Source organism: Streptomyces sp. NPDC048664 (genome assembly GCF_040650555.1).
Taxonomy (GTDB): Bacteria; Actinomycetota; Actinomycetes; order Streptomycetales; family Streptomycetaceae; genus Streptomyces.
This window is the reverse complement of sequence record NZ_JBEZHK010000019.1, coordinates 37590-62850: the sequence shown is the minus strand read 5'-3', so window position 1 is coordinate 62850 and position 25261 is coordinate 37590. Positions and strand designations below refer to the sequence as shown.

The following is a 25261-nucleotide window of genomic DNA, read 5'->3' as shown; positions in this document are numbered from 1 at the left end:
CTGCCGGTCGATTGTTACTCTTTCCGTTCATGCGAGCCCTCTTCCCAGGATCCTTCGACCCGGTCACGCAAGGGCACCAGGACGTTCTGCGGCGCGCTGCCCTCCTGTTCGACGAGGTCGTCGTGTGCGTGATGTCCAACGCGAGCAAGACCGGCCGCCTCCCCGTCGCGGAGCGCCTGGACCGACTCCATGCCGTGGCAGCCGACTTGGGCAACGTCACGGTCGACTCCCACACCGGCGGTCTGCTGGTCGACTACTGCCGCAGCGCGGGAATCGACGTCGTCGTCCGTGGGGTCCGCGGCGTTCGCGACCTGGAGCACGAGATGCCGATGGCCCGCATGAACCACGGATTGGCCGGAGTCGAGACGTTCTTCATCGCCGCGGACCCCGCCCTGGCCCACATCTCCTCCACTCTCGTCACCGAGATGGGTCGCTAGGCCACGGTCTCAGCCGTGCGCGTCCGCCGGCGGCGTGTCGGGGAGCGTGAAGGCGATGCGGGTTCCGGGCTCGGCGGTGGGCTCCACGCGGATGGTGCCGCCGTGGTGTTCGACGATCTTCTTGCACATGGCCAGGCCGATGCCGCTGCCGGGGTAGCGGTCCTTGGTGTGCAGGCGCTGGAAGATGACGAAGACGCGGTCGGCGTACTCCGGTTCGATGCCGATGCCGTTGTCGGTGACGGTGAACTGCCACAGACCGTCTCCCTGGCGTACGCCGATGTGGATCTCGGGAGTGCGCTCGGGTGCGCGGAACTTGATGGCGTTGGAGATGAGGTTCTGCCAGAGCATCCCGAGTTGGGTGGTGTCCCCGGCGACGGTGGGAAGGTCCTCGCGGGTGATGCGGGCGCCGGCCTCCTCGATGGAGATGCTGAGGGTGTCGAGGGTCTTGTCGAGGACCGTGTGGAGATCGACGGGGTCGAGGGCGTTGTGGACGCGGCCGATGCGGGAGAAGGCGAGCAGGTCGTTGATGAGGACCTGCATGCGGTTGGCGCCGTCGACGGCGTAGGAGATGTACTGGTCGGCGCGGTCGTCGAGCTGTCCTCGGTAGCGGCGCTGGAGCAGTTGGGTGAAGCTGGAGACCTTGCGCAGCGGCTCCTGGAGGTCGTGGGAGGCGATGTAGGCGAACTGCTCCAGCTCCTCGTTGGACCGCTTGAGGTCGACCGCCTGCTCGTCCAGCAGCTGACGGCGCTGCTCGCTGAGGGCGAGTTCGTCGGCCAGGCGGCGGCGCATGGACTCGATGTCCGTTCCCAGGGTGCGCAGGTCGGCCGGCCCTGAGGCGGTGATCCGATGGGCGAAGTCCCCGCGTGTCACGCGCCCGGCGTCGGCACTGAGCCGCGTCAGCGGACCGGTGACCCCGCGGCGCAGCCCTTCGGACACCACCGCGGCCAGCAGTATGATCACCGCCGCGATGGCGATGAAGATCCAGTCGCGCAGCTTCTGAGCGCGCTCGAGGTCGCCCACCGCGTTCCTGCGGGCGTCCAGGAGGTGGCTCTGCTGGGTGGTCATCGCCTGCCGAAGACGGTCGAAGTCGGCCTTGCCCCGTGCCGACCGGTCGCCCGCCGACGGGACCGGGGCACCTGGTCGGGCCGCGGCGATGGGAGCGGCGATCCGCCGCTGCCAGGCACCGGCCCGGTCGAGGACCGTGTGCAGGTCGGCCAGGGCGGGGCGGTCGCCGACGAGGAGTCGACCGAGCCGGTCCGCGGCCGCCTTCTCGTCCTTCACCCCTTGCTGATAGGGCTGGAGGAACTGCTTCTGACCGGTCAGGCCGTAACCGCGGATTCCGGTCTCCTGGTTCACCAGGGCCGTCTCCAGGCGCACGGAGTTGGTCAGGGCGGGTGAGCGGGTGTCGACCAGGTCACTGGTGATCGTGGCGGACCGGGCCATGGCCCAGGCGCCCAGACCGCCGAGGAGGGCCAGCACGGCGAAGGCGACCGTGACACCGACACGCAGCCACCGCCGCGTCGTCCAGTTCGCCGCCGCGCGTGGGCGCGCGGTGCGCTGCCCCCTCCGTCCGATCATCACGGACCCCCGCCCCTTCACTCGATCCCCCCGGCACGTACACGGCGAGCACACTCTAGCGCGGCGACAACACGTGTTGTCACCCGTGGGCGCCAGCCCCTACAGTGAGCGCATGCCAGGCATCCATTTCTCCTTGCGGATGACCGATGACGAGATCTCGGAGATCACCCTCCGCGAGGTCGACGAACTCGTCGCACGACTCCTCCCCGAGGTGTTCGAGCCCGCGCGCGGGTCGGTGGGTCACACCCCCGAGCAGGCGCGGGCCCTGGCACACCTGCATCTGCTCACCTACGTCCAGCAGGCCGTCGACGAGCTGGAGGCTCAGGCCGCTCACCAGGCCGCCGACGCCGGTGCGGGCTATCCGCAGATCGGCCGAGCCTCCAACATGACCCGCCAGGGAGCGCGCCGCCGTTGGCCAGGCCTGCTCAATCACTCCGAACCCGAATCCGGGAGCACCCGATGATGATCGCCCCTGCCCGTGCCTACGACGTCCTGCTCGTGGAGGACGACGAGGCCGACGCCCTGCTCATCGAGGACGCGCTCCTGACCCGCGGTGCCCGCAACCTGGTCAAGGTCCACGACGGCGTCCTCGGTCTCGCCTATCTCCGGGACCGGGCCAACCCCCGCCCGGACCTGATCGTCCTGGACCTCAACATGCCCCGCATGAACGGCCGTGAACTGCTCGCGGTCATCAAGGACGACGAGGACCTGCGCACCATCCCGGTCGTGGTCCTGACCACGTCGTCGGCTCCCGACGACGTCGTCGGCGCCTACCGCAGGCACGCCAACGCCTACGTCACCAAGCCCGTGAATCTCGACGACTTCGAACGCGCCGTGCAGAGCATCGACGCCTTCTACCTGGAGACCGTGACCCCGCTCCCCCGCGGTTGACGGAAGCGGGGCGGAACGATGTCTCGGGCCTGGCCCGGGACATCGTCGGTGGCTCAGTGCTGCCGAGCCGGCGCGCCGGCGGGCGCGCGTCGTGAGGCGCTGCGGTAGGTGGAGACGCCCAGGGCGAGCATCCAGTAGCTGAACAGCGCGCCGGCCAGGGCGGTGGTGCCCCAGCCGTTCGCCGCGTAGAAGTGCGCGGGGACGTTGCCGAAGAACAGGGACGGCACGAAGGACAGGTTGACTCCGGCCAGCACGAAGGCCGACCGGCCGGTCCAGCGTGGTAGCAGGTGCGTGCGGGAGATCGCGTAGCCCACGGCGCTCAGGAAGAGCGCGAGCATCAGGCGGCCGATCGTCCCGTAGAGGATGTAGGTACCGCCGACCGTGACGGTCGGGTCGATCGGGTGGTCCGCGGCGATGACGGCGCCTGCTTCCAGACCGCTGGAGACCAGGGTGATCGTCGCGTAGACCAGTCCGGTGGCGAACGCCGTCGTGCCGACCCACTCGTAGGCGGGGTTCGACCGCTTGACCAGTTCACGAAAGGCCGTCACGAACACGACGAGCAGCGCCAGCCCGAGGATTCCGATCAGCAGTCTGGTCAGGACGTTCCAGTCCGGCGGCGGGCCGGAGTAGAGGAAATACAGAGGCACTTCGACGATGAAGGCGGCGGCGACGGCGATGCCGGCAAGGCCCGTCCAACGCCTGACCACGGTCTCGTTCACAGGGTTTCCCGGCTTCCGTGTGGTGGTGCCCCGTGCTCGCTCATGGCGTTCCAGAACGGGCAGTGGTGGCGGGAGCGTGACGTGTGGGTGGGAGCGATGTGGTCCGGCGCCAGGGACAGCACCGTCTGCCGGGGCCAGTGCCGCGACGTCGGAGCGTTCGGGTCGGCGGTGCGGGCGAAGCGGGTCCAGTAGTCGATCATGGCGTCGGCCAGGCGGTGCTGGGCCCCGGTCAGGGCGCGGGGGCGGCCGCCGAGGTCGAAGAGGTAGGGCAGTTCGCTCGCGTGGGGTGCGCCGAGCGGGAACGGCGAGGTGCCGGGAGTGAGCGGCGGGGCGTGTTCGTCGGCGAACTCGTAGCGCCACACGGGCGTCCGGGTGGCGAGCAGGGCCTCGGTGCGCGCTGTCGGGCAGGCGAAGTCCGCGTCGCCGATCACGGCCCCGAACACCGGTCCCCCGTCGGTGCGGTGCACCGGGTACGCGCGGACGATCGCCCGCGCCTGCCCGGGGGAAGGGAAGAAGGACCTCGCGATGTCGGGCCAGGTGTCGGGAGTGACCGGGTGGCCGGCCAGGACGAACCCGGCGGCCCAGCCGTCGCCCTCGTCGTGGTTGTGTCCGATGAGCACAGGGACGCGGCGCAGGCGGCCGGCGGTGAGCGCCGCGGCGGGGTCGACGGCCAGCAACGGGGTTCCGTAGGAGGGGTGTTGATCGCCGTCCTGAGCCGCGAGCAGACGGGAGACACCCACGCGCCGCAGGCAGGCCGCGGCGTCGCGGGCGGAGCCGCAGCCGACCCGTGCCGCGAGGTCCTCACCTTGGGCGCGCGCCGTGGACAGGGGCACGGAGGACGGTGCGAACGGCCGGTCGGGGCTGCCGGTGCACGGTCCGCTCTCGATGATCGCCCGGTCGAAGAGCCCCCCGGCCGCGGGTGAGGCGAGCTGGGCGCAGACGCTGTAGCCGCCCGCCGACTCGCCCGCCAGTGTCACGTCGTGCGCGTCGCCGCCGAAGGCGCCGATCTCGGCCCGGACCCAGCGCAGCGCCGCCTGCTGGTCGGCCAGGCCGAAGGTGCCGGAGCCGGGCAGCCCGCTGTGCGCGAGGAATCCGAGAGCCCCGAGGCGGTAGTCGACGGTGACGACCACGACGTTCCCGCGGGTGGCCATGCGGTGGGCGTCGTAGGAGCTGCCCGCTCCGGTGGTGAAGCCGCCGCCGTGCAGCCACACGATCACCGGCCGGGGACGTGCCGGTCCCGCGTCGTCGGGCGTCGTGATGTTCACATGAAGACAGTCCTCGTCGGTGCTGCCACCGGGTACCTCGCCGGCCGGCTGCGGGCAGGCGCTTCGGGGGCGGGTCGCCTCCCATGTCCCGGACCAGGCGGACGCGGGGCGGGGTGGCGCCCAGCGCAGGCTCCCGACCGGGGGCTTCGCGTACGGGATGCCGTCGAAGGTGCGGTAGCCGTCGTGTGCGGTCCCCCGCACCGGGCCGTCATGGGTGCGTACCGTCGTGGGGGCGGGCCGGGCGACGTCGGGCGGTGGCGCGACGGACCAGGCCGTCGCGAGCGCGACGGTCAGGGCGCAGCCGAGAGTGGTCAGGATGCGGTGCATGCGCGTCGTCTCCCCTGCGGTCAGCTGCCGCCCATGCCGCCCTGGGCGGCGATCATGGTCGTCGGCAGCGCCCGTACGGCTTTCTCCAGGCCTGGCGCGAGGACCGCGAGCTGGGACGTGCAGGCGTCGATGCGGTCCCGCAGGATCTTTCGATCCTGCCGCGACACGATCGGGCGGATGCGGCCCGCCGCCGCCAGCGCCACCAAGGCGGCGTCGGCGGGGATCTCCCGCACCGGGAGGTGCCCGCGCAGCGCCGCAGACACCCGGGCGCGGGGTGCGGTGGCCGCAGCGCGGTCCGCGACCGCCAGCCGCGCTGCGCCGAAGCGGGTGGGCGGCGACGTCGGGGCGAGGACTCCCGCCGCCGTGAGCCGGTCCTCCACCTCCCCCAAGGTCCGCTTGCGGTGGCGGCGCAGGAGGTGCTTCCAGGAACCCCCGGCGGACGCGTCGCGCAGAACGCCGTCCAGGACGGGGTTGCCGGTCGGTTCCGTGCCGGACACGAGGACCGTGCCGTGGTCCTCCCTGAGCCGACCGCGCGACGCGAGGTCGATCAGCGCCGCGGCACGAACCAGCAGCTCCGTCCGAGAGCGGTCATAGGGGCCTTCGACCGCGTCGTCGTAGGCGAGCAGATACATGAGGCAGGCCAGGTCGTCGATCACACCTCGACGCTACGGGCGGGCGCCCCGGCCGCGGATCGGCCGCGGGAACGAAGCGGCGCCGGGAGCACGGGAGGACCGCGGCCCCGCCTCATCCTCGGGAAGGAGGTGGTCGTCAGGGGCGGTGCGGCTGGACGAGGCCGTGGTCGTAGGCGGCGACGACGGCCTGGACGCGGTCGCGCAGGCCCAGCTTGCGGAGCACCGCGGTGACATGGTTCTTGACGGTGGCTTCCGACAGGCGCAGCCGTTCGGCGATCTCCGCGTTCGACAGTGCCTGCCCGATCAGGGTGAGCACCTCCCGCTCCCGGGGGGACAGGTCGCGCAGCGAGGGCGGTGGCAGCGGATCGGGCGTGGTGCGCAGGAACCGGTCGAGGACACGGCTCAGGACGATCGGCGCGAGCAGCGCGTCACCACGCGCGGTGACGCGGATCGCGTCGACGAGTTCGGCGGGACGCATGTCCTTCAGCAGGAAGCCACTCGCCCCGGCCCGCAGGGCGGCGACGACGTGGGCGTCCACGTCCCAGGTGGTCAGGACGAGCACCCGGGCCCGGCTCCCGCACTCCACGATCCGCCGGGTGGCTTCGATGCCGTCCAGGACGGGCATGCGCACGTCCATCAGGACCACGTCGGGCGCCAGTTCCCGCGTCAGCCGCACCGCCTCCTGCCCGTCGGAGGCCTCACCGACCACCTCGAGGTCGCTCCGGGCGTCGATGATCATACGGAATCCGGTACGGACCATGGCCTGGTCGTCGGCCACCACCACACGCAGCGTCATGAGGCGCGCTCCAGCGGAAGCCGCGCCGCCACCTCGAACCCGCCTCCGGGCAGCGGACCGGTACGCAAGGTGCCCCCCACCAGCCCTACGCGCTCCCTCATCCCCACCAGGCCTCGCCCCGCTGTCGCCCCAGCCGACCGGTTCGGCGGGGTACGCCCGTTGTCCACCACGGTGACCTCCACGCATCCCCCGTCCGCTGTCAGCCGTACACCCACCTCGTCGGCACCGGTCGCGTGGCGCAGTGTGTTGGTGAGCGCCTCCTGAATGATCCGGTACGCCGTCAGGTCCACCGCGGCGGGCAGCCCGTCGGTGGTCCCCTCGCGATGTACGTGCACGGTCATCCCGGTCGCGCGCACGGTCTCGGCCAGTTCGTCGAGCCGTGCGAGCGAGGGTCTCGGTTCGTGCGGCTCCCCCGCCGGTGCCTCCACCGCGTCGGGCCGGAACGCCCGCAGCAGGAGGCGCAGTTCGCCGAGTGCCGAGCGGGCGCCTGTCTCGATGGCCCGTAGTGCCAGCCGGGCCTGTTCGGGCTGCTCGGTGAACACGTCGTCGGCGGCTCCCGCCTGGATGACCATCACGGACAAGGTGTGCGCCACGACATCGTGGACCTCGCGCGCGATCCGCGCGCGCTCCTGCATCACGGCCCGGTGCGCCTCCGCCCTGGCCCGTGCCTGCTGCGCCCTGCGCCACTGCCCCGCCGTCCACGACAGGACCACCGTCAGCAGATAGACCGTCAGGCCCGGCGTGCCTCCCGCCGTGAACGCCAGGGGCGCCGGCAGGCACATCGCCGCGAGGGCCCGCGTCGACACCCGCCGTGGTCGGACGGCCGACAGCACACACAGGGTGACCTGCGCCGCGAGCAGGGCGCCGGTCAAGGTCACCTCGGGCAGCAGTGCCCACACCGCCAGCCCCGATGCCGTGTTCGCCGCCAGTACGGCGACCGGGGCGCGCGCCTGCCACCTCAGGGCACAGGCCTGAGCGAGGACCAGCGCCACGGCCGCGGGCAGTCGCCCGCCGTGCTCCGCGCCGGCGACGAGCACCGAGGTGCCGGGGACGGCGAGGACCAGAGCGGCCGACCCCCACCACAGGCGCCGGGCCGCCCGGGGCGACAGCTCGCCCCGCGCTTCCCCGACGAACGCGTCGCCCTGCTGTCCGTCGCTGCCCCGGTCCACGACCCGACCCTACCCAGTGGCGTGGGCCGAGTCGCTCAGCACGTGGCGGGTCCGGGCTTGTCCTGAGGGTGGTCCTGACGCTCTTTCGCCAGTTCCTGGTTGAGCGTGTGGAGGAACGCGGCCACCGCCCCGAGCTGCTCGGGGGTGAACTGCCGCATGGCAGCGTCGGTGCCGCGTGCGAGGGGGGTGAAATAGCGGCGGGCGAGCACACGGGCAGCGGGGTTGTAGTGCAGATGCACCACTCTGCGGTCCACGTCGTCCCTGGTGCGACTGATGTGGCCGGCACGCTCGAGTCGGTCGAGGCAGGCGGTGACGGCTCCCGAGGTGAGGTTGAGGCGTTCCCGCAGCCGCGAGGGCGTCATGGGGCGCCCGTCGGTGACCGAGGCGTCCAGGATGGCGGCCAGGGCGTGGACGTCTGTGGCGTGCAGCTGATGGGCCTGGGCGAATGTCTGGGCGATGCGGTTGATCTCGCTGTGCAGAGTACGCAGCAGGACGGCGTAGGTCTGAAGGTCGATGGCGACGCCCTCAGGGCTGTGCGTGCTGTCGTGCTGCATGCACCCAGGATAATATCCCTCAATCATTGAGATACTTTAGGGTCAAGGCAGTCGTCGTCCCTCCGCGCTCCATGGGGAGTCAATGAACATCGCGCCACGGTCAGCACGTCGGCTGGTTCCTCTGGTTCTTGTGATCGTCTGGCTCGGCCTGGGGGGTGCGCTGGGTTCCTACGCGGGCAGGCTCGGCGAGGTGTCGACCAACGACCAGGCCGCCTTCCTGCCCCGAAACGCGGAGTCCACGAAGGTCATCGCTCAGCAGAAGCGGTTCGACCAGAGGGAAAGCCTCCCCGCCGTCGTCATCTGGACCGCCGAGGAGAACGCCGGAATCGACGCCGCCCAGCAGGCCGCGGCCGACCGGGTGCTGCGGGCGATGGCCCAGGGGGACGCGGTGGAGGGCACACCCTCGCCGGCCCTGCGCTCGAAGGACGGCGCGGCGCTCGAGGGCGTGGTGCCCCTTCGGCCGGACCTCGGAGAAAAGCTCACCGACACGCTCGACGGACTGAGGCGGGCCGCCGGCGACGTGGCGGGCACCCACGTGCAGATCGCGGGCCCGGCGGCGACGCAAGGCGACCTCATGGACGCGTTCTCCGGCATCGACGGAGTTCTGCTGGTCGCGGCGCTGGCGACGGTTCTGGTCATCCTGCTGCTCGTGTATCGCAGCGCGCTACTGCCGTTCGCCATCATCGTCAGCGCGATGTTCGCGCTCGGTGTCGCCTGCGCGATCGTGTACCTGCTGGCGGCCCACGGCATCGTGCGCGTCGACGGCCAGGTACAGGGCATCCTGTCCATCCTGGTGATCGGTGCCGCGACCGACTACGCCCTCCTGCTGACAGCCCGCTTCCGCGAGGAACTCTCCCGCCGCGACGATCGGGTGGCCGCGTCCGTCGCGGCTGTGCGCCGATCGACGGGAGCCGTCACGGCGAGCGCGGCGACCGTCGCCCTGGGACTTCTCGCTCTGCTGATCAGCGATCTCACCAACAACCGCGCGCTGGGGCCGGTCGGGGCGATCGGGATCGTCTGCGCGGTGTTGACCACGCTGACCTTTCTGCCCGCCGTACTCGCTCTCCTGGGCAGGGCCGCCTTCTGGCCGGCCACGCCGCGTCCGGCCGACGCGGACGGCGGCGGTCACCAACTGTGGCGGCGCGTGGCCGGCTGGGTCGACACGCGCCCCAGGACACTGTGGCTGGGAACCCTTGCCGTGCTCCTCGCCGGCGCTGCCTTCTTCCCCGCGCTCCAGTCCAAGGGCGTGCCGTTGAACGAACTCTTCGTCAACGACGCCCCTTCGGTCGCGGCGCAGCAGACACTGGGCCGGCATTTTCCCGGCGGCTCGGGGCAACCGGCGGTGATCATCGCCGACGCGGCCAAGGGCCGAGAGGTGGTCCGGGCCGCGAACGGGACACCGGGTGTGGCGGGTGCGCAGGCCGTCGGCTCCTCCGGCAGGCCGGGCGGGAGCCCCCTGGTGGTCGACGGCCGTGTCCGCGTCGACGCCGTCCTGAGCGCGGCGCCCGACAGCGACCGGGCGAAGCAGACCGTCGAGAGGCTGCGGGACCGCCTGCACGCGGCCGGGGCCCACGCCCTCGTCGGCGGCTACACCGCCCAGCAGTACGACACCCAGAGCACGGCCCAGCACGACCGGACCCTGATCGTCCCCGTCGTCCTGGCGATCATCCTGGCCATCCTCGTCGCCCTTCTGCGCTCGGTGTTGCTGCCGGTGCTGCTGGTCGCCACCGTCGCACTGAGCTATCTGGCGACACTCGGCATCGCCGGACTCGTGTTCCGGCACGCTTTCGGCTTCTCCGGCACCGACGCCTCCGTGCCTCTCTACGGGTTCGTCTTCCTCGTCGCCCTCGGCGTCGACTACAACATCTTCCTCATGTCCCGCGTACGCGAGGAGACCCTCCGTCTCGGCACTCGGCAGGGCATGTTGCGCGGGCTGATCGCGACCGGAGGGGTCATCACCTCCGCCGGGGTGGTGCTGGCGGCGACCTTCGCGGCTCTCCTGGTGATTCCCCTCGCGTTCCTCGCTCAGATCGCCTTCATCGTGGCCTTCGGTGTCCTGCTCGACACCATCGTCGTACGCACTCTGCTGGTGCCAGCCCTGGTCCGGGACATCGGCCCTCCCGTCTGGTGGCCCGGACACCCCGACCGTCGCGGAACAGACGACCGGCCGGCCGCAGGCGCGCAGCCGCAGCGGACGGCGATCGGACACCGGCAGCAAGGCAGCTAGTGCCGCACCAGGCGATGTCCGCCCGACGAGGAGCGAACATCGCCTGGTGCAGCGTCAGGACGCGCGCGGCCCGTTCGTCGCCACCGGAGTTCCGCGGCGAGCGGGCCTTCCGACACCGGCTCGAGCCTCGCCGGCGAGGCGCCAGACGGCCCAGAGGGCCCACAGGCTCCGCGCGGTCGTGTCACGCGCCGTCGTGTGTCGAACGTGGCGATGGGAGGTCAGGCGAAGACGTCCTGCTGGTAGCGTCCGTCGGCTTCGCACGCGGCGAGCCACGCCTGGGCGGCCCTGGCGTCGGAGCCGGTCTGTTCGCGGTGGATCGCGGTGAGCGCGTCACGGACGGCGGGGGCCATGCGGCGGCCGTCGCCGCAGACGTAGATGTGTGCGCCGCTCCGGATGGCCTGCCACACCGCGTCGGACGCGTTCGCGAGGGCGTGCTGCACGAACCGCGCCGGGTGACACCAAGGACGGCATCTGCTCGATGGCTCTGCGGCTCATCGACGACGACGGGGTCGAGGCGCTCACCATGCGCAGACTCGCCGCCGCACTGAACGCGAACCCGATGTCGCTGTACCACCACCTCCCCAACAAGGACGCCGTGCTGCGCGGCGTGGCCGAACGGGTCGGTTCGCGGTTCCGCACCCCGGAGCGGGCGGACGCCCCCTGGCAGGACCGACTACGGCAACTGGCGCTCGACTTCCGCGCCTTGGCGCACAGTCACCCCAGGCTGATGAGCTACTCCTTCGCGCACGCCGACTTCATCCAGCCGGACGATCCCTTCTGGCGGGGCCTCACCGGGACACTCGCCGCCGCGCGACTGCCCGGCGAGCGCATCCCGCGCGTCGCCGCCACCCTGTGCGCGGTCTTCACGGGCTTCCTGGCCAACGAACTGAACGGGGCGCTGGGGCGGTGGAGCACCCTCCCGCCGCACTCCACGGACGCGCTCCCGCCATCCGCCCTCGCCGCGATGTTCGCGTGTGTGCTGGACGCGGCCGTCGAGAGCGTGGCAGGCCACGCCCCGCCGGCCTGACCGGGACGAGCGTCGGAGCAGGGGTTCAGCTCCCGGCCTCGTAGTGGCTCGGGGCTCCGTCGACCTCGACCAGGCGTCCGACTTCGGCGGCGGCGGCCCTCGGCAGGAGTGTCCAGGTGCCGTCGGCGCGGTGGAGCGCGACGGAGTGCCACGGGGTGGTCCAGGCGTCCGGCGCGTCCAGGAGGCGGATCCCGAACTTCGGAGCACCGACGGGCTGGGGATGGATCGAGAGGCGTACGGCACGGGGGTGGTGCTCGGCGATCAGATGGCCCCAGGCCCGGCTCCGCCCCATGACGCCGTAGGCGCGCCGCCGGCAATCCCGTTGAAGGGCGGAACGGGTGCCGGTCCAGTCCGCGGTGTCCTCGACGAGGAAGCGGGTGATGCCGCGGTAGAGGGAAAGGGCCCGGTCGTCGGCGTGGATCTCGGCACGCAGAGCCTCCGGCGTGGGGGCGTGGCGGTCCTGGAGGCGGGCGCGCTTCGTGTCGTTCGGAAGGTCGCCGAGCACCTCCCGCAGGTCGAGGACGGACAGCGCGTCCAGGCCCCGCCGGCGTATCTGCGCGCGGAGGTCGTCGGCGTAGGCGTCGATGTCGTGGTCGGGGACGTGGATGAGGTCGCCGAAGGCGTGACCGTCGGAGCAGATGACCACGCGTGCGCCCGGCGGGTAGACCCGCTGGATCCTGGTGCACAGGGAGTTCAGGAAGGCCAGGGACAGGCGCTCGCCCTGATCGGGAAGGCGGCCGAGGACCTTGGCGGGGTTCGGGGACTTGCAGGGAAAGCCCGGCAGGGTGAACAGGACGGGCGCGCCGTCGTGCACGAAGTCGGCGATGCGGCGCAGCTGGTGCGGGAACGCCGACGCGGGGGCCGGACCGCAGGCGCGGTCGGTCGTGCGGTGGTGGGGCAGCAGCAGGTTCAGGATCTCGGCGCCCACGCGGGCGGAGAGGGTGTCCGGGGCGGTGGTCGTCGGCATGTCGTTGCTCCTGGGGTACGAGGCCACGGCGACATGGCGCCGTGGCGGGGGAGGCCGGGCGCCGTGGTCGGCAGGGTGTGCGTCGGCCGGGACCGGCTCCGGGCGGTCCCGCCCGGAGCCGGTCAGGCGGCGGCCGGTGTCACAGGCGTCGGTCGTAGCCGACGGGCAGGTGGTCGGCACCGCGGCCCAGGACGGCCGGGATCCACGGGATGTCCTCGTCGCCGATGGCCAGGTGCAGGCCGGGCAGGCGGGTGAGCATCGCGTCGAGGGCGATCTGGAGTTCGGTGCGGGCCAGGGCGGCGCCGGGGCAGAAGTGGATGCCGTGGCCGAAGGCGAGGTGGGCGTTGGGGCTGCGATCGAGCTCCAGCGTGTCCGGGTCGGGGAAGCGGCGGGGGTCCCGGTTGGCCGCGCACAGGGAGACGATCACCGAGTCTCCCGCCGGGACGCCCGTCCCGTGAAGGTCGCTGTCCTGGTCGAAGAAGCGCCAGGTGGTGAGCTCGAAGGCGCTGTCGTAGCGCAGGAGTTCCTCCACCGCGCGGGGCAGCAGACCGGGCTCGTCGCGGAGGCGGGCCAGCTGGTCCGGATGGCGGAACAGGGCGATCAGGGCCGTGGTGATCTGGTTGGTCACCGGCTCCTGGCCTGCCACCAGGAGCTGGAAGACGATCGAGTCCAGCTCCTGCTGGGACAGTTCGTGCCGGTCGCGGGCCACGACGAGCCGGCTGAGCAGGTCGTCCTCCCCTTGGTCTCGCTTGTGGGCGACGACGTCGGCGATGTACGCCTGCAGGCCGTGCAGACGGGCCTCGTACAGCGGGCGGCGCGGGTCGTTGGGACCCACCGGCTGGACGACCTTGCCCCAGTCGCGGTCGAAGCGGGCCGCCAGTTCGCCGGGCAGGCCGATCACTTCGGCCAGGACCTGGAAGGGGAACCGTGCGGCGAAGCCGGCGACGATGTCCGCGGGGCCGCTCTCGGGAAGGGCGTCGATCAAGGCGTCCGCGCGTTCCCGCAGTCGTGGGCGCAGGCTCTCGATCCGGCGGGGGGCGAAGGCGTCGGCGACGAGGCGCCGCATGTGCGTGTGCCGGGGCGGGTCCTGGTGGAGCAGGTGGACCTGAAGCTGGGAGTGCTGCGGTTCGGGCATGATCGACGCCCGGGCTCGCCAGCGGTCGTTGCCGCGGCGGTGGTCCTTGCCCAGGCGCTCGTCGTTCAGGGCGGCGTGGGCGGCGTCGTAGCCCGTGACGAGCCAGGCCTCGACCCCGCTGGGAAAGAGCACGCGGTGCACCGGGCCGGCGTCGCGCATCCGTTCGTACAGCGGGTAGGGGTCGGCCTTGTAGGGGCATCCCGTCAGCGGCACGGGGTCGGGCAGGACGTCCCTGTCGTCCGGGGCGGGCTTCGGTTCCTGGACCGTCATGGGGGGCTTCCTCACAGGACGAGTTCGGGCTGGTGGTGATCCAGCCACAGGGCAAGGTCGACGACACGTTCGAGGCGCAGGCGGTGGCCCCAGTCGAGCCGGTCGGGCGGGGTGTCGAGGCAGGGCTTGATACGTGCCTCGTCGGCCAGGGCGCGCACCTGCTCGACGGCCAGGGCCTCACGCGCCAGGTCCTGCAGGCCGCGGTTGTAGTCCGGGTGGTGGGTCGCCGGGTAGTGGTTCTTGGGGCGGCGCAGGACCGAGTCCGGAGCCAGGCCGGCCCCCATCGCGCGCAGGAGACTCTTCTCACGGCCGTCGAAACTCTTCAGCGCCCAGGGGACGTTGAAGACGTACTCGACAAGCCGGTGGTCGCAGTACGGGACGCGGACCTCCAGCCCCTGGGCCATGCTGAGCCGGTCCTTACGGTGCAGCAGCTGGCGCAGCCAGCGGGTCAGGGACAGGTGCTGCATCTCGCGCTGCCGGTGCTCGGTGGGCGTCTCCCCGTCGAGGTGCGGCACGGCGGCCAGTGCCGCACGGTACGTCTCCTCGCGGAACTCGCCCACGCGCAGGTCCAGTTCCGGGTTCAGGGGCATGGCGGCCTCGTCGCCCGTGACCAGCAGCCAGGGGAACGTCGGCGCGGCGAGCGCCTCGGGGCGGTGGAACCAGGGGTAGCCGCCGAAGACCTCGTCGGCCGCCTCCCCGGACAGGGCCACGGTGGAGTGCGCGCGCAGCTCGCCGAACAGCAGGTACAGGGAGGTGTCCATGTCGCCGACGCCGATGGGCGAGTCGCGGGCCACGACGACCGCCCTGCGGTGCTCGGGGTCGAGCAGGGCGTGCGGGTCCAGGACGACGGTGCTGTGGTCGGTGCCGATGAAGGCACCCGCCTCGATGGCGAACGGGGTGTCGTGGCCGGTGCGCAGCACGTCCGCGGTGAACCGTTCCGCCTGGTCGCTGTAGTCGACGGCGTAGGAGCGGATCCTCGCCTGCGAGCCCTCGCGCAGCCGGATCTCGTCGGCGAGCAGGGCGGTCAGTACGGTGGAGTCGATGCCGCCGGAGAGCAGGCTGCACAGGGGGACGTCGGCTCCGAGCCGGCTGCGGGCCGCCGCGCCGACCAGCTCCCGGACGCGCTCCACCGTCGCCTCCCGGTCGTCGGTGTGGTCCCGTGCCTCCAGGTGCCAGTACCGGCGCTCGCGGATGCCGTTCCGGTCCAGGACCAGCAGCCCGCCGGGGTCGACCTCCCGTACGCCGGACCACACCGTGGGGCCGGTGTCGAACACGAGGCTGTACGCCTCCCGCAGACCGTCGGCGTCCACACGGGGCCGTATCTCGGGGTGGGCGAAGAGGGCCTTGGGCTCGGAGGCGAAGGCGAGGCCGCCGTCGATCGCGGCCCAGAACAGGGGTTTGACACCGAGCCGGTCGCGGACCAGCAGCAGCCGCTGGGCGTGCTCGTCCCAGACGACGAAGGCGAACATGCCCTCCAGATGCTCGGCCAGGTCCTCGCCCCACTCGGCGTAGGCCCGCAGCACGACCTCGGTGTCGCTGCGCGTGCGGAACACATGGCCCCGGCCGCGCAGTTCGGCCCGGAGGTCGTGGTGGTTGTAGACCTCGCCGCTGTAGGTGAGCACGCACGCCGGCTCGTCGGGCCGGTCGGCCATCGGTTGCACGCCGCCGACCGGGTCGACGACGGCCAGGCGCCGGTGGCCGATCGCGGCGCGCTCGCCGAGCCAGACGCCCGAGGCGTCGGGGCCCCGAGGCGTGAGCGTGGCGGTCATGGCCTCGATGACCGGGGCGTGGAGGCGGGCGTCTCGGTGGAAGGACGCCCAGCCGGTGATTCCGCACATGGGGAGAACTCCTCGGTCAGGGGCGGTGGGAGGCGGAAGCCGCTGGGGTCGGCTCCTCGGGCACGGACGGGGGACGTGGCCGGTGCACGGCCAGAAGGGCCACGGCGAGAGCGGCGGCCAGGGCCGCGAGCGCCAGCCCGGCGGTGACTCCCCGATCGCCTCCGACCATGCCCCACACGGCGATGGCCAGCGCCGGGCCGAGGGTGAAGCCGAGGCTGCGGGCCAGTTGCACCGACGACCCGACGGTGGCCGTGCGATCCGGTGGGGCGGCACCCATCACCAGGGCCTGCGTGGGGCCGCCGTTCAGGCCCATGCCGGCTCCGGCCAGAGCCAGTCGCCAGGCGACACCTCCCGGTGACCAGTCACCGGCCGGCGGAACGAGGAGCAGCAGGCCGACGGCGGTCAGCGCGGCGCCGGCGATCGCGAGAGGCCGGGCCCCGTACCGGTCGGCCAGGCGACCACCGACCGGACTCGCCAGCCCCATGGCGAGCGGGAAGGCGAGCACGGTCAGTCCGGTCGTGGTGGCGCCGGCTCCGTCGTCACGCTGGAGGTGCAGGGCGACGACGTAGTGCATCGCGGCGAACGCGGCGGCCAGCGCCAGCACGGCCGCATGCGCCTGGAACAGGCCCGCCGTCCGCAGGGCACCGGCCACCGAACGGCCCGCGGGCCCCCGCAGCCACCACCACAGGAAGGGCACGGCCGCCGGCCCGATCGCCAGCCATCGCGGGCTGCTCGACGCCATCGTCAGGGCGAGCAGCACGAGGGCCACCCCGGTGCCGCCCACGAGGGCGTCCCGCACCGACCGCCGGTCGGGGCGGCGCAGGCCCGCGTCCGCCGGCAGCGCGCGCCATGCCACCACCAGGGCGATCAGGCAGAAGGGGAGCTTGACCAGGAAGACGGAGCGCCAGCCGAGGTGGTCCAGGAGCAGTCCGCCCACGGCAGGGCCCGTCACCGCGCCCAGCGGGCCCAGCGTCGCGGGCACGCTCATGGCCCGCCCGCGCCGTTCCGGCCGGACCGAGCGCAGGGCGAGCACCGGCATCAGGACGAACAGCACGGCCCCGAACACCCCTTGGGCGAGGCGGGCGGCGATCAGCCAGGCCACCCAGGGGGCGGCGGCCGCCAGGGCACTGCACAGGCCGAATCCGGCGGTCGCCACCAGGACGGCGGAGCGCGCCGCGGTCCCGTCCAGCCAGCTTCCGACCGGCAACAACAAGGCCACGACGGGAAGTTGGTAGCCCAGGACCGCCCACTGGACGGTGGCGGCGGAGGCGTGCAGACCGTCGGAGACATCCGCCAGGGCCACGTTGACGATGTTCATGTCGAGCATCGCCACGAACGACAGCACACCGGCCACGGCGACGAGCAGCCAGCGCTCCTGCGGGTCGGCGTGGTCGGGCCGCTGCGAGCCGGGTCCGTGGCACGTCACCGCTGCCGCCCCTCACGTTCGTCGGTGGGCTGCCGGACAGCAACCTCGTCCCACAAGTCGGCCGGGATCACGGATGAGTTCCCGCCAGGATCCAGGAAGTCGGGACCAGGGCCTGTCGGGCGGGACGCGACGGACGTCCCGCCCGGCCGCGGTCATCGCCGGGCGTGAGCGCCGGCCGTCACGTCGTCACCGTCTCGTGCGCGGACACCCGGTGGTCGAAGGCGATCAGCGGGTCGCCGGTGAGGGGGTGCTCCACGACCGCCGCCCGCACCCCGAACACCTCCGCCAGCAACGCGGGGGTCAGGACGTCGCGCGGCGTGCCGGAGGCGACGACCTCTCCGGCGTGCAGGACGTGCAGGCGGTCGCAGAGGGAGGCGGCGGCGTTGAGGTCGTGCAGGGACACCAGGGTCGTGCGGCGTCGGGCCCGGAGCAGGGCGAGCAGCTCGACCTGATGGCGGATGTCGAGATGGTTGGTCGGCTCGTCCAGCACCAGGACGTCCGGGTCCTGGGCGAACGCCCGTGCCAGCAGCACGCGTTGGCGTTCTCCACCGGACAGGGCGGTGAAGCGGCGCACGGCCTGCCGCGCCATGCCGACGTCCGCCAGTGCCCGCGCGACGATGTCCCGGTCGGCGTCGTCCTCCCCGGCGAAGGCCCGCTTGTAGGGCGTGCGGCCCATCGAGACGACCTCGCGAACGGTCAGTTCGAAATCGGCTCCCCGCTCCTGCGGGAGGGCCGCCACATGCCGCGCGGACCGGGCCGGTGTCAGCTCGCGCAGGTCGGTGCCGGCCAGCAGCACCCGCCCGGCGGTGGGGCGCAGGTGCCGGTAGACCGTGCGCAGGAGGGTGGACTTTCCGCTGCCGTTCGGCCCGACCAGTCCGGTCATCTCCCCCTCGGCCGCGACGAGGTGGGCGCCCGCGACGACGGTGCGGCCCGCGTAGGCGACCTGCAGGTCCTCGATGTCGATCCTCAACTGCCGCTCTCCAGACGCCGGTCCAACAGGTAGAGCAGAGCCGGCGCCCCCAGCAGGGAGGTCACGACGCCGACCGGCAGCTCCTGCGTGTCCATCGCCGTACGGCACACGAGGTCGACCACGACCAGGAGCACCGCGCCGAAGAGCGCGGAGAGCGGCAGGAGGCGACGGTGGTCGCCGCCGACGACCAGCCGGCAGGCGTGCGGCACCATCAGCGCGACGAAGGCGATCGCGCCGGACACCGCCACCAGGACGCCGGTCAGCACGCTCGTGACGGTGAACAGCTCGCGGCGCAGCCGGGTGACGTCGATGCCGAGTCCGGCGGCCGTCTCGTCGCCCATCAGCAGCGCGTTCAGCCCGCGGGCGCGAGCCTGGAGCCACAGCGCGGCGAGCGGCACGGCCACCGCGGGCACCGCGATCAGTTCCCAGGTCGCTCCGCCGAGGCTGCCCATGAGCCAGAACAGGACGCCGTGGGTCTGCTGCTCGTCCCCGGCCCGCAGCACCAGGTAGCTGGTGAACCCGGACAGGAACTGCCCGATCGCCACACCGGCCAGCACCAGGCGAAGCGGTGCGAACCCTCCTCCGCGCCGGGCCACCGCCCACACCAGCGCGAAGGTCGCCATGGCTCCGGCGAAGGCCGCCCCGGACAGGCCCAGGCCGAGGGCCCCGCCCGTGCCGAGGCCGAGGACGATCACCGCGACCGCGCCGAGGGAGGCGCCGTTGGAGATGCCCAGGAGGTAGGGATCGGCCAGGGGATTGCGCACCAGTGCCTGCACCGCCGTCCCGACCAGGCCGAGCCCCGCTCCGACGAGGGCGGCGAGCAGGGCGCGGGGGACCCGGAGCTGCCAGACGATGAGGTCGTTCGTGCCGGGCCGCGGCGCCTCGCCGCAGAGCCGCCGCCACACCACACCCCACACCTCCCCGGCCGTGAGGGACGTCGAGCCCCAGGCCACGGCCGCGGTCAGAGCGGCGAGCAGTGCCAGGGCCAGGACAGCCGCCGCAGGCCCGACCGGCACGGTGCCGCGCTCCCGCGAGGCGGCGGCCCTCCGGAGCACCAGCCTGGATGCCATGATCAGCCGACCTTGCCCGGGTACAGGGTCTTCGCGATCTCCTCGACGGCGTCGGCGTTCCCCACTCCGGCGATGGTCGTCCGCTCGGAGCCGATGCGCAGGAGGTGGCTCTTCCTGACCGCCTGGAGGCCCTTGGTGGCCGGGTTGGCGCGCAACCACCGCGCGGCCTCGTCGAACGCCTTCTCGTTCGCCGCCCGACTGCCGCGGTCGCGCACCCCGAGCTGGATCCAGTCCGGGTTCCTGGCGATGACGTCCTCCCAGCCGACCTGCTTGAAGTCGCCCTCGCAGTCGGCGAAGACGTTGCGCGCGCCGGCCAGGGCGATCACGGCGTTGGCGATCTGGCGGTCGCAGGTGACGCTCGGCTGCTTGGTGCCGGCGTCGTAGTCGAAGAAGAAGTACGTCGGCCGCGCGCTCTCGGCCGTGCCGCCGACCGCCCTGTGGACGGCGTCCACCTTCTCCCTCATCCCCGCGACGAGTTCCCTCGCCCTCGCGCCCGTCCCGGTGATCGCGCCGAGTGCGGTGATGTCGGCCTCGACCGCGGACAGGTCGGTCAGCGGGGCCTTGCCGCGGGCCGCGCAGGCGGTCGACTTGAGGTAGACGTGCTCGATCCCGGCGGCCTTGAACTCCTCGGCCGTGGGCGCGTCGGACATCCCCCCGCCGCCCATGCCCCCCATGGAGGCGAAGGTGTCGAGGTAGAGGTCGGCGCCGGAGCCGAGCAGCTTCTCCTTCGGGATCACGCTCCGGCTGAGCACCTCGACCTTCTGGGCCTGCGCGTCGAGCGGGCCGGGCAGGGTCCCCCGGCCCGGGGGGAAGCCCGTGCCGATCACCTTGTCGCCGGCGCCGAGGCGCAGCAGCAGTTCCAGGCCCGAGGCGTTGCTGGTGACGATCCGCTTCGGGGCGGCCGAGAAGGTGGTCCTGGCGCCCGTGCAGTCGGTGACGGACACGGGGTAGGCACCGGATCCGGCTTTCCCGGCCTGCCGCGTGCTCTCGTCCGCCGGGCCCCGCCCCCCGTCGCCGCAACCGGCCAGCAGCAGGCTGCCCAGCACGACGGCCGCCGTGCCGACCCTCACACGAGAACGCATCGAACAACTCCTGGATTCACTCGGTACACGGGCGAACGTCCGTCACCCGCTCCAGAAGTCGGATCGCACGCCCCATGAGTTCCCGGCCGGTTCGCGGGAGCGCTCACGGGTTCTCCGCGCCCGCGCGGCAGGCGGCCCGTGGCGCGGTCGCGTTGCCGGGTCGGCACGAAGCACGACGTCGGGGTGCCGGTCCCGCTTCCGGGGCGGGAGCGGCACCCCGGCTCGTCAGGCGGAGGCCGCCTGCGCGGCGGGCAGCTCCGCCTCGTGCAGCAGATCCATCAGCGCGGAACGGGCACGGGCCACGCGGGAGCGGACCGTGCCGATCGGGCAGTCGCTCACCAGGGCCGCCTCCGCGTAGGGCAGGCCGAACAGCTGGGTGAGGACGAACGCCTCCCGGCGGTCGTCGGGCAGCGAGTCCAGCAGATCCAGCAGTGCGACACCGTCGTCGAAGCCGGGCAGGTCGCACGGCTGGGCGAGTTCGACGGCCAGTTGCCAGTCCTGGGTGTCCGAAAGACGCGGCCGGGCCGAGGCGTACCGGTAGCTGTCGATCACCGCGCGTCGGGCGATGGACAGCAGCCACGCCCGCGCCGAGGAACGCCCCTCGAACCGGTGCAGGCTGCCGAGCGCGCGCAGGAAGGTGTCCTGGGCCAGGTCGTCCACGGCCTGGGGGTCGGCGCACAGATGGGCGACATAGCGCTGCACGTCCCGGTGCAGGGCAGCCACGAACTGCTCGACCGCGTCGGTGTCGCCGCCCCGGGCGGCCAGCGCCCATGCGGTGATCGAGTCGTCGAGTGCTTGCGTCTTGTCGCTTGCGGCGCGCGAGGTGCGCGAAGTGCGCAGGGCAGAGGTAGTCACCTGGTGTCCTTCTCCGGTCGACCGTGATCCGGACCGGGGCGCGGCAGGGCGCGGCGCGGGCGGTCCGGTGAAGTGGGAGGACGGCCGCGCGGCCGCGCGGCGCCGAGGCACCCGCGTGATCGCACGACCGTGGCCCGGGGCGCCGACGGGCGGCCCCGGGGAACCAGCTGTCGTCAGACGACAGCCACTCCGGCGGGCGGACCCCTGGAAGTGATCGCGTGGACGAGCAGGAGAAGGCGCGGCGCCCGGTCCGAGCGGCGTCGCCGCGGGAGACGCGGGCGGTGCGGGGTGAGGGGCCGCGCGAGCAGCAGGCGCAGCGGCGCCACGAGCCGGCCGGCCGCCGCCCGCAGGATCCGGAACGCGGCCTTCTCGCCGAGCGCCAGCCACAGCCCGCACAGCAGCGCGGCGAACAGGTGGGCGGCGAGCATGCCGAGCGACGAGGTGCCGCCGGCCATGGAGTGCCCCATGGGGCCCAGGTGGCCCGGGTGGTGCATGTCCATGTGGCTCATGGGCAGGGCGCCCATGTCCATGGAGTCCGTCGGCATCGATCCCATGGCCGTGCCGCTCATGCCGCGCATGTCCATGGGAGCCGGGCCGCCGGACGCACCGGACGTCGACTGGGCGTAGGAGAACGCCTCGTGCAGCACCGTCTGGGCGGCGACCACGACCGTCACGATCAGCGCCAGCCCGCGCTCACGCCCGGCCAGGCACAGGCCCAGGGCGCCGCTCAGGACTCCACCGGCGGCCAGCGCCCAGGCGGGCACGTCGCTGCCGGACATGAGCACATGGCCCAGGGCGGCCAGCAGCACGCACAGGGCCGCGAACACCGCGGCCCTCGACGTGCGAGCGCACCACCCTGCTGTCATGGCGTCTCATCCTCGCATCCGGACGTCGGTCGTCATGCGGCGGTGCGGCGGTGGACCGGGCGCCGCGGACGATGGTTCCTACCCGACATCTGACGAGGAATCACCCCGCGGCGCCGGCGGTTCCCCGGGACGGACCACCGAGGCGAACGTCCGGACCGGCGCGCCGCGCTCGAAGTGCAGCGTGAACGGCACACGGTCGCCCACGCGCCAGCCGTCCCCGGCGCGCAGGGTCACATCCACGCCGTGCGGGGACATGGTGAGCCGGCCGCCGGCGGGGACGGTGACCGAGGGGACCTCGCCCTTGTAGCCGGCTCCGCTCGCCGAGACGCGGTGCCGGCTGAGCTCCGTCCCGCCTCGCGTGGCGGGCGATGTCACCCCGACCAGGCGGTCGTCGGCCCCACCGCGGTTGCGGAGGTCGAAGAACGCCGCGGTCTCCGTGCTCGCGCCGTACGTCAGGAAGACCCGCGCGGACGAGACGGTGATCCGCGCCGGGCTGCCCGCCTCCCCTGCCCCGACCCAGGCGGTGAGACCCGCCAGGGCGAGGATCCACGCGGCGACGGGCGCCAGAGCGGCCCGCAGGGTGTCGGTGAGTCGGCGGCGCGAGGGCCGCCAGGGGTTGGGCCGGGTCATCGTGTACGCCTCCGGGCGGACGGCGGCTGCCAGGCACGCAACCGCAGGCTGTTGCCGACGACCAGCACCGAACTGGCCGACATGGCGGCCGCGGCGAGCATCGGAGTGAGCAGGCCGACCATGGCCAGCGGCACGGTGACGACGTTGTACCCGAACGCCCAGACGAGGTTGGCGCGGATGGTGCCCACCGTGCGCCGGGCCAGGCGGATCGCGTCCGCCAGGGCGCCGAGGTCGCCGCGCACCAGCGTCACGTCGGCCGCCTCGACGGCCGCGTCGGTGCCGTCGCCCATGGCGATGCCGAGGTCGGCACCGGCGAGCGCGGCGGCGTCGTTGAGCCCGTCGCCGACGACGGCGACCCGGTGTCCGTGCTGCCGCAGGCTCCGCACGAGGTCGGCCTTGTCCTCCGGGGAGCAGCGGCTGCGTACCTCGTCGATGCCCAGTGCCGACGCCACGGCGCGCGCGGGCGCCTCCCGGTCACCGGTGGCCAGCACGGGTCGGACGCCGAGACGGCGCAGGCGGTCCACGGCGCGGTAGCCGTCGGGACGTACGGTGTCGCCGACCTCGATCAGGGCTTCGGCCAGGCCGTCCACGGACACCACGACGGGTGTGCGGGCCGCGGCCTCGGTCACGGTCACGGCGTCGGTGAGCTCCGCGGGCAACGCGCCGTCCGGCGCGTGGACCTCCACCAGCCGGCCCTCGATCCGGCCGCGCACCCCGCGGCCGGGCAGTGCGGCGAACTCGTGCACCCGGGGCAGCGGCTGACCCTCCGCCGCTCGTCGGGCGTACGCGGTGACGGCTCGGCCCAGCGGATGCTCGGAACCGCTCTCGACCGCGCCGGCCAGGCGCAGCACCGCGTCCCTCCCTCTTCCGCCGGGAACGGCCGTGACCCGGGCCACGGTCATGCGGCCCGAGGTGAGCGTCCCGGTCTTGTCCAGCACGACGGCGTCGATGTGCCGCAACCCCTCCAGCGCCTGCGGGCCGCTGACGAGGACACCGAGTTGGGCTCCGCGCCCGGTCGCGGCCATCAGCGCGGTCGGCGTCGCCAGGCCGAGCGCGCACGGGCAGGCCACGACCAGGACCGCCACGCACGCGGTGACCGCGGCCTGCGGCTCGGCTCCGGCGCCGAGCCAGAAGCCGAGTGCCGTGACGGCCAGCGTCAGCACGACGGGCACGAAGACCGATGCCACCGAGTCGGCCAGCCGCTGCGCGCGCGCCTTCCCGGCCTGCGCTTCGGTCACCAGCCGGGTGATCCGGGCGAGCCGGGTGTCGGCGCCGAGGGCCGTGGCCCTGACCAGCAGCAGCCCGCCGGCGTTCACGGCCCCGCCGACCACCGCCGAACCCGGCTCGACCTCGACCGGCTCGCTCTCGCCGGTGATCAGGGAGAGGTCCAGCGCGGAACTGCCCTCGACCACGTCCCCGTCCGTGGCCACCCGCTCCCCCGGCCGTACGACGAACTCCTGCCCCAGGGTCAACCGCTCGACGGGGACAAGGCGTTCGTGACCGTCCTCGCGGACCGCGACCTCGTCGACGGCGAGCGCCGCGAGCGACCTGAGCGCCGCTCCGGTGCCGCGCCGGGCCCGGGCCTCCAGGAACCGCCCGACGAGAACGAACAGCGGTACGCCGACGGCGGCTTCGAGGTAGAGGTGCGCGGCCCCGTCCGAGGCGGACGGGACGAGGGAGAACGGCATGCGCATCCCCGGCTCCCCCGCGCCGCCGAGGAACAGGGCGTACGCCGACCAGGCGAACGAGGCCGCCACGCCCAGCGACACCAGCGTGTCCATGGTCGCCGCCGCGTGCCGCAGCCCGCGCACCGCACGCGCGTGGAACGGCCAGGCGCCCCACACGGCGACCGGCGCGGCCAGCACGAAGCACAGCCACTGCCAGTCGCGGAACTGCAGAGCGGGCACCATCGACAGCACGAGCACCGGAAGCGCGAGCAGCGCCGTGATCAGGAGCCGGTCCCGCTCGGACGTCCCCGCTTCGGCTTCGCCGCCGTCCTCGGGCCCCCGCTTCCTGGGCGGCGCGGGGAGAGCCGCGGTGAATCCGGCCCGCTCGATCGTCGCGAGGAGTTCCTCGACGCCGACCTGCGCCGGATGGCTGACCCGGGCCCGCCCGGTGGCCAGGTTGACCTCGGCGATCACCCCGGTCAGCCTGGCGAGCTTCCTCTCGACACGCCGCACACAGGCCGCGCAGGTCATCCCGCCGACCGTCAGTTCGGTCGTCACCGGGGCCGTCACCGGTTCCGCGCCCATCAGCCGCCCGCCCCGTGCATGTCCTCCATGCCGCCGTCCCGGCCGGGGTCGCCGTCGCGCCCGCTCGTGCCGCCGTGGTGCATGCCGGGCGCGACGGGGCCGGCGGCGGCGCCGACCGCGTACGACACCGTGAACACCAGCGCCAGCAGAAGAACGAATCCCCACAGGACGGGCGGAGGTGTGCGGTTCGGCGGCACCGCGCCCGCGCCGGAGGGGTACTGCCGGGACTCGTCCATCGAGCGCGCCTCCAGATCACGTCGTACGGAGTCGCTGAGTCG

Annotated in this window: 25 protein-coding genes; 5 read left to right on the top strand and 20 right to left on the bottom strand. The window is 73.0% G+C overall.

Annotated elements, in window-relative coordinates; genetic code table 11:
- Nucleotides 1–29 precede the first annotated feature (29 nt).
- Entirely contained in the window at nt 30–437 is a 408-nt protein-coding gene (gene coaD, locus AB0C59_RS21175; RefSeq protein ID WP_363006750.1) for a pantetheine-phosphate adenylyltransferase, read from the top strand.
- Between the two features lie 9 nt (nt 438–446).
- Here the strand turns inward: coaD and AB0C59_RS21170 are convergent, their stop codons facing one another.
- Nucleotides 447–2015: an ATP-binding protein gene (locus AB0C59_RS21170; RefSeq protein WP_363006748.1), complete on the bottom strand. Its 1569-nt coding sequence runs from the start codon at nt 2013–2015 to the stop codon at nt 447–449.
- 112 nt (nt 2016–2127) lie between these two features.
- Between AB0C59_RS21170 and AB0C59_RS21165 the strand changes: the two genes are divergently transcribed.
- Complete coding sequence (locus AB0C59_RS21165; protein ID WP_363006746.1) at nt 2128–2478, top strand: hypothetical protein; 351 nt, start codon at nt 2128–2130, stop codon at nt 2476–2478.
- Entirely contained in the window at nt 2475–2906 is a 432-nt protein-coding gene (locus tag AB0C59_RS21160) for a response regulator (protein ID WP_363006744.1), read from the top strand. The genes AB0C59_RS21165 and AB0C59_RS21160 overlap by 4 nt, the downstream gene beginning before the upstream one ends.
- Before the next feature lie 53 nt (nt 2907–2959).
- Here the strand turns inward: AB0C59_RS21160 and AB0C59_RS21155 are convergent, their stop codons facing one another.
- From AB0C59_RS21155 to AB0C59_RS21130, 6 genes are all read right to left on the bottom strand, one after another.
- Nucleotides 2960–3625, bottom strand: coding sequence for a hypothetical protein (locus AB0C59_RS21155; RefSeq protein ID WP_363006742.1), 666 nt, complete (start codon nt 3623–3625; stop codon nt 2960–2962).
- On the bottom strand, nt 3622–5217 hold the full coding sequence (locus AB0C59_RS21150; protein ID WP_363006740.1) for a carboxylesterase family protein: 1596 nt from the start codon (nt 5215–5217) through the stop codon (nt 3622–3624). The genes AB0C59_RS21155 and AB0C59_RS21150 overlap by 4 nt, the downstream gene beginning before the upstream one ends.
- A 20-nt stretch (nt 5218–5237) precedes the next feature.
- Complete coding sequence (locus AB0C59_RS21145; RefSeq protein ID WP_363006738.1) at nt 5238–5873, bottom strand: GPP34 family phosphoprotein; 636 nt, start codon at nt 5871–5873, stop codon at nt 5238–5240.
- A 112-nt stretch (nt 5874–5985) separates the two neighbouring features.
- Nucleotides 5986–6645, bottom strand: a complete 660-nt coding sequence (locus tag AB0C59_RS21140; protein WP_363006736.1) for a response regulator transcription factor — start codon at nt 6643–6645, stop codon at nt 5986–5988.
- A complete protein-coding gene (locus tag AB0C59_RS21135) occupies nt 6642–7814 on the bottom strand; it encodes a sensor histidine kinase (RefSeq protein ID WP_363006734.1) in 1173 nt (390 codons plus the stop codon). Before AB0C59_RS21135 ends, AB0C59_RS21140 begins: the two co-directional genes overlap by 4 nt.
- Before the next feature lie 35 nt (nt 7815–7849).
- Nucleotides 7850–8368: a MarR family transcriptional regulator gene (locus AB0C59_RS21130; RefSeq protein ID WP_363006732.1), complete on the bottom strand. Its 519-nt coding sequence runs from the start codon at nt 8366–8368 to the stop codon at nt 7850–7852.
- Nucleotides 8369–8450: 82 nt separating this feature from the next.
- Here AB0C59_RS21130 and AB0C59_RS21125 point away from each other — a divergent pair, with 82 nt between their 5' ends.
- Nucleotides 8451–10595, top strand: a complete 2145-nt coding sequence (locus AB0C59_RS21125) for an MMPL family transporter (RefSeq protein WP_363006730.1) — start codon at nt 8451–8453, stop codon at nt 10593–10595.
- 218 nt (nt 10596–10813) lie between these two features.
- Here the strand turns inward: AB0C59_RS21125 and AB0C59_RS21120 are convergent, their stop codons facing one another.
- Nucleotides 10814–11035, bottom strand: a complete 222-nt coding sequence (locus AB0C59_RS21120; protein WP_363006728.1) for a hypothetical protein — start codon at nt 11033–11035, stop codon at nt 10814–10816.
- 38 nt (nt 11036–11073) lie between these two features.
- On the opposite strand from AB0C59_RS21120, the gene AB0C59_RS21115 reads away from it, so the two are divergent.
- Nucleotides 11074–11622, top strand: coding sequence for a TetR family transcriptional regulator (locus tag AB0C59_RS21115; RefSeq protein WP_363006726.1), 549 nt, complete (start codon nt 11074–11076; stop codon nt 11620–11622).
- Between the two features lie 25 nt (nt 11623–11647).
- Here AB0C59_RS21115 and AB0C59_RS21110 read toward each other — a convergent pair whose 3' ends face one another.
- The 12 genes from AB0C59_RS21110 to AB0C59_RS21055 all read right to left on the bottom strand — a co-directional run bounded on the left by AB0C59_RS21110 (nt 11648) and on the right by AB0C59_RS21055 (nt 25219).
- On the bottom strand, nt 11648–12589 hold the full coding sequence (locus tag AB0C59_RS21110) for an isocyanide synthase family protein (RefSeq protein ID WP_363006724.1): 942 nt from the start codon (nt 12587–12589) through the stop codon (nt 11648–11650).
- 139 nt (nt 12590–12728) lie between these two features.
- Nucleotides 12729–13994, bottom strand: a complete 1266-nt coding sequence (locus AB0C59_RS21105; protein WP_363006722.1) for a cytochrome P450 — start codon at nt 13992–13994, stop codon at nt 12729–12731.
- Nucleotides 13995–14005: 11 nt separating this feature from the next.
- Complete coding sequence (asnB, locus tag AB0C59_RS21100; RefSeq protein WP_363006720.1) at nt 14006–15832, bottom strand: asparagine synthase (glutamine-hydrolyzing); 1827 nt, start codon at nt 15830–15832, stop codon at nt 14006–14008.
- Between the two features lie 16 nt (nt 15833–15848).
- Complete coding sequence (locus AB0C59_RS21095) at nt 15849–17258, bottom strand: MFS transporter (protein ID WP_363006718.1); 1410 nt, start codon at nt 17256–17258, stop codon at nt 15849–15851.
- A 178-nt stretch (nt 17259–17436) separates the two neighbouring features.
- Nucleotides 17437–18228: an ABC transporter ATP-binding protein gene (locus AB0C59_RS21090; RefSeq protein ID WP_363006716.1), complete on the bottom strand. Its 792-nt coding sequence runs from the start codon at nt 18226–18228 to the stop codon at nt 17437–17439.
- Nucleotides 18225–19298 (bottom strand): iron ABC transporter permease, encoded by a 1074-nt coding sequence (locus AB0C59_RS21085; protein WP_363006714.1) that lies wholly within the window; start codon nt 19296–19298, stop codon nt 18225–18227. Before AB0C59_RS21085 ends, AB0C59_RS21090 begins: the two co-directional genes overlap by 4 nt.
- 2 nt (nt 19299–19300) lie before the next feature.
- Nucleotides 19301–20380, bottom strand: a complete 1080-nt coding sequence (locus AB0C59_RS21080) for an ABC transporter substrate-binding protein (protein WP_363006712.1) — start codon at nt 20378–20380, stop codon at nt 19301–19303.
- Nucleotides 20381–20605: 225 nt separating this feature from the next.
- Nucleotides 20606–21235 (bottom strand): sigma-70 family RNA polymerase sigma factor, encoded by a 630-nt coding sequence (locus AB0C59_RS21075; protein WP_363006710.1) that lies wholly within the window; start codon nt 21233–21235, stop codon nt 20606–20608.
- A gap of 173 nt (nt 21236–21408) precedes the next feature.
- Nucleotides 21409–22101 (bottom strand): hypothetical protein, encoded by a 693-nt coding sequence (locus AB0C59_RS21070; RefSeq protein ID WP_363006708.1) that lies wholly within the window; start codon nt 22099–22101, stop codon nt 21409–21411.
- Between the two features lie 78 nt (nt 22102–22179).
- Nucleotides 22180–22731 (bottom strand): copper chaperone PCu(A)C, encoded by a 552-nt coding sequence (locus tag AB0C59_RS21065; RefSeq protein WP_363006706.1) that lies wholly within the window; start codon nt 22729–22731, stop codon nt 22180–22182.
- Nucleotides 22728–24983 (bottom strand): heavy metal translocating P-type ATPase, encoded by a 2256-nt coding sequence (locus tag AB0C59_RS21060; protein ID WP_363006704.1) that lies wholly within the window; start codon nt 24981–24983, stop codon nt 22728–22730. Before AB0C59_RS21060 ends, AB0C59_RS21065 begins: the two co-directional genes overlap by 4 nt.
- Entirely contained in the window at nt 24983–25219 is a 237-nt protein-coding gene (locus AB0C59_RS21055) for a hypothetical protein (RefSeq protein WP_363006702.1), read from the bottom strand. The genes AB0C59_RS21060 and AB0C59_RS21055 overlap by 1 nt, the downstream gene beginning before the upstream one ends.
- Nucleotides 25220–25261 lie beyond the last annotated feature (42 nt).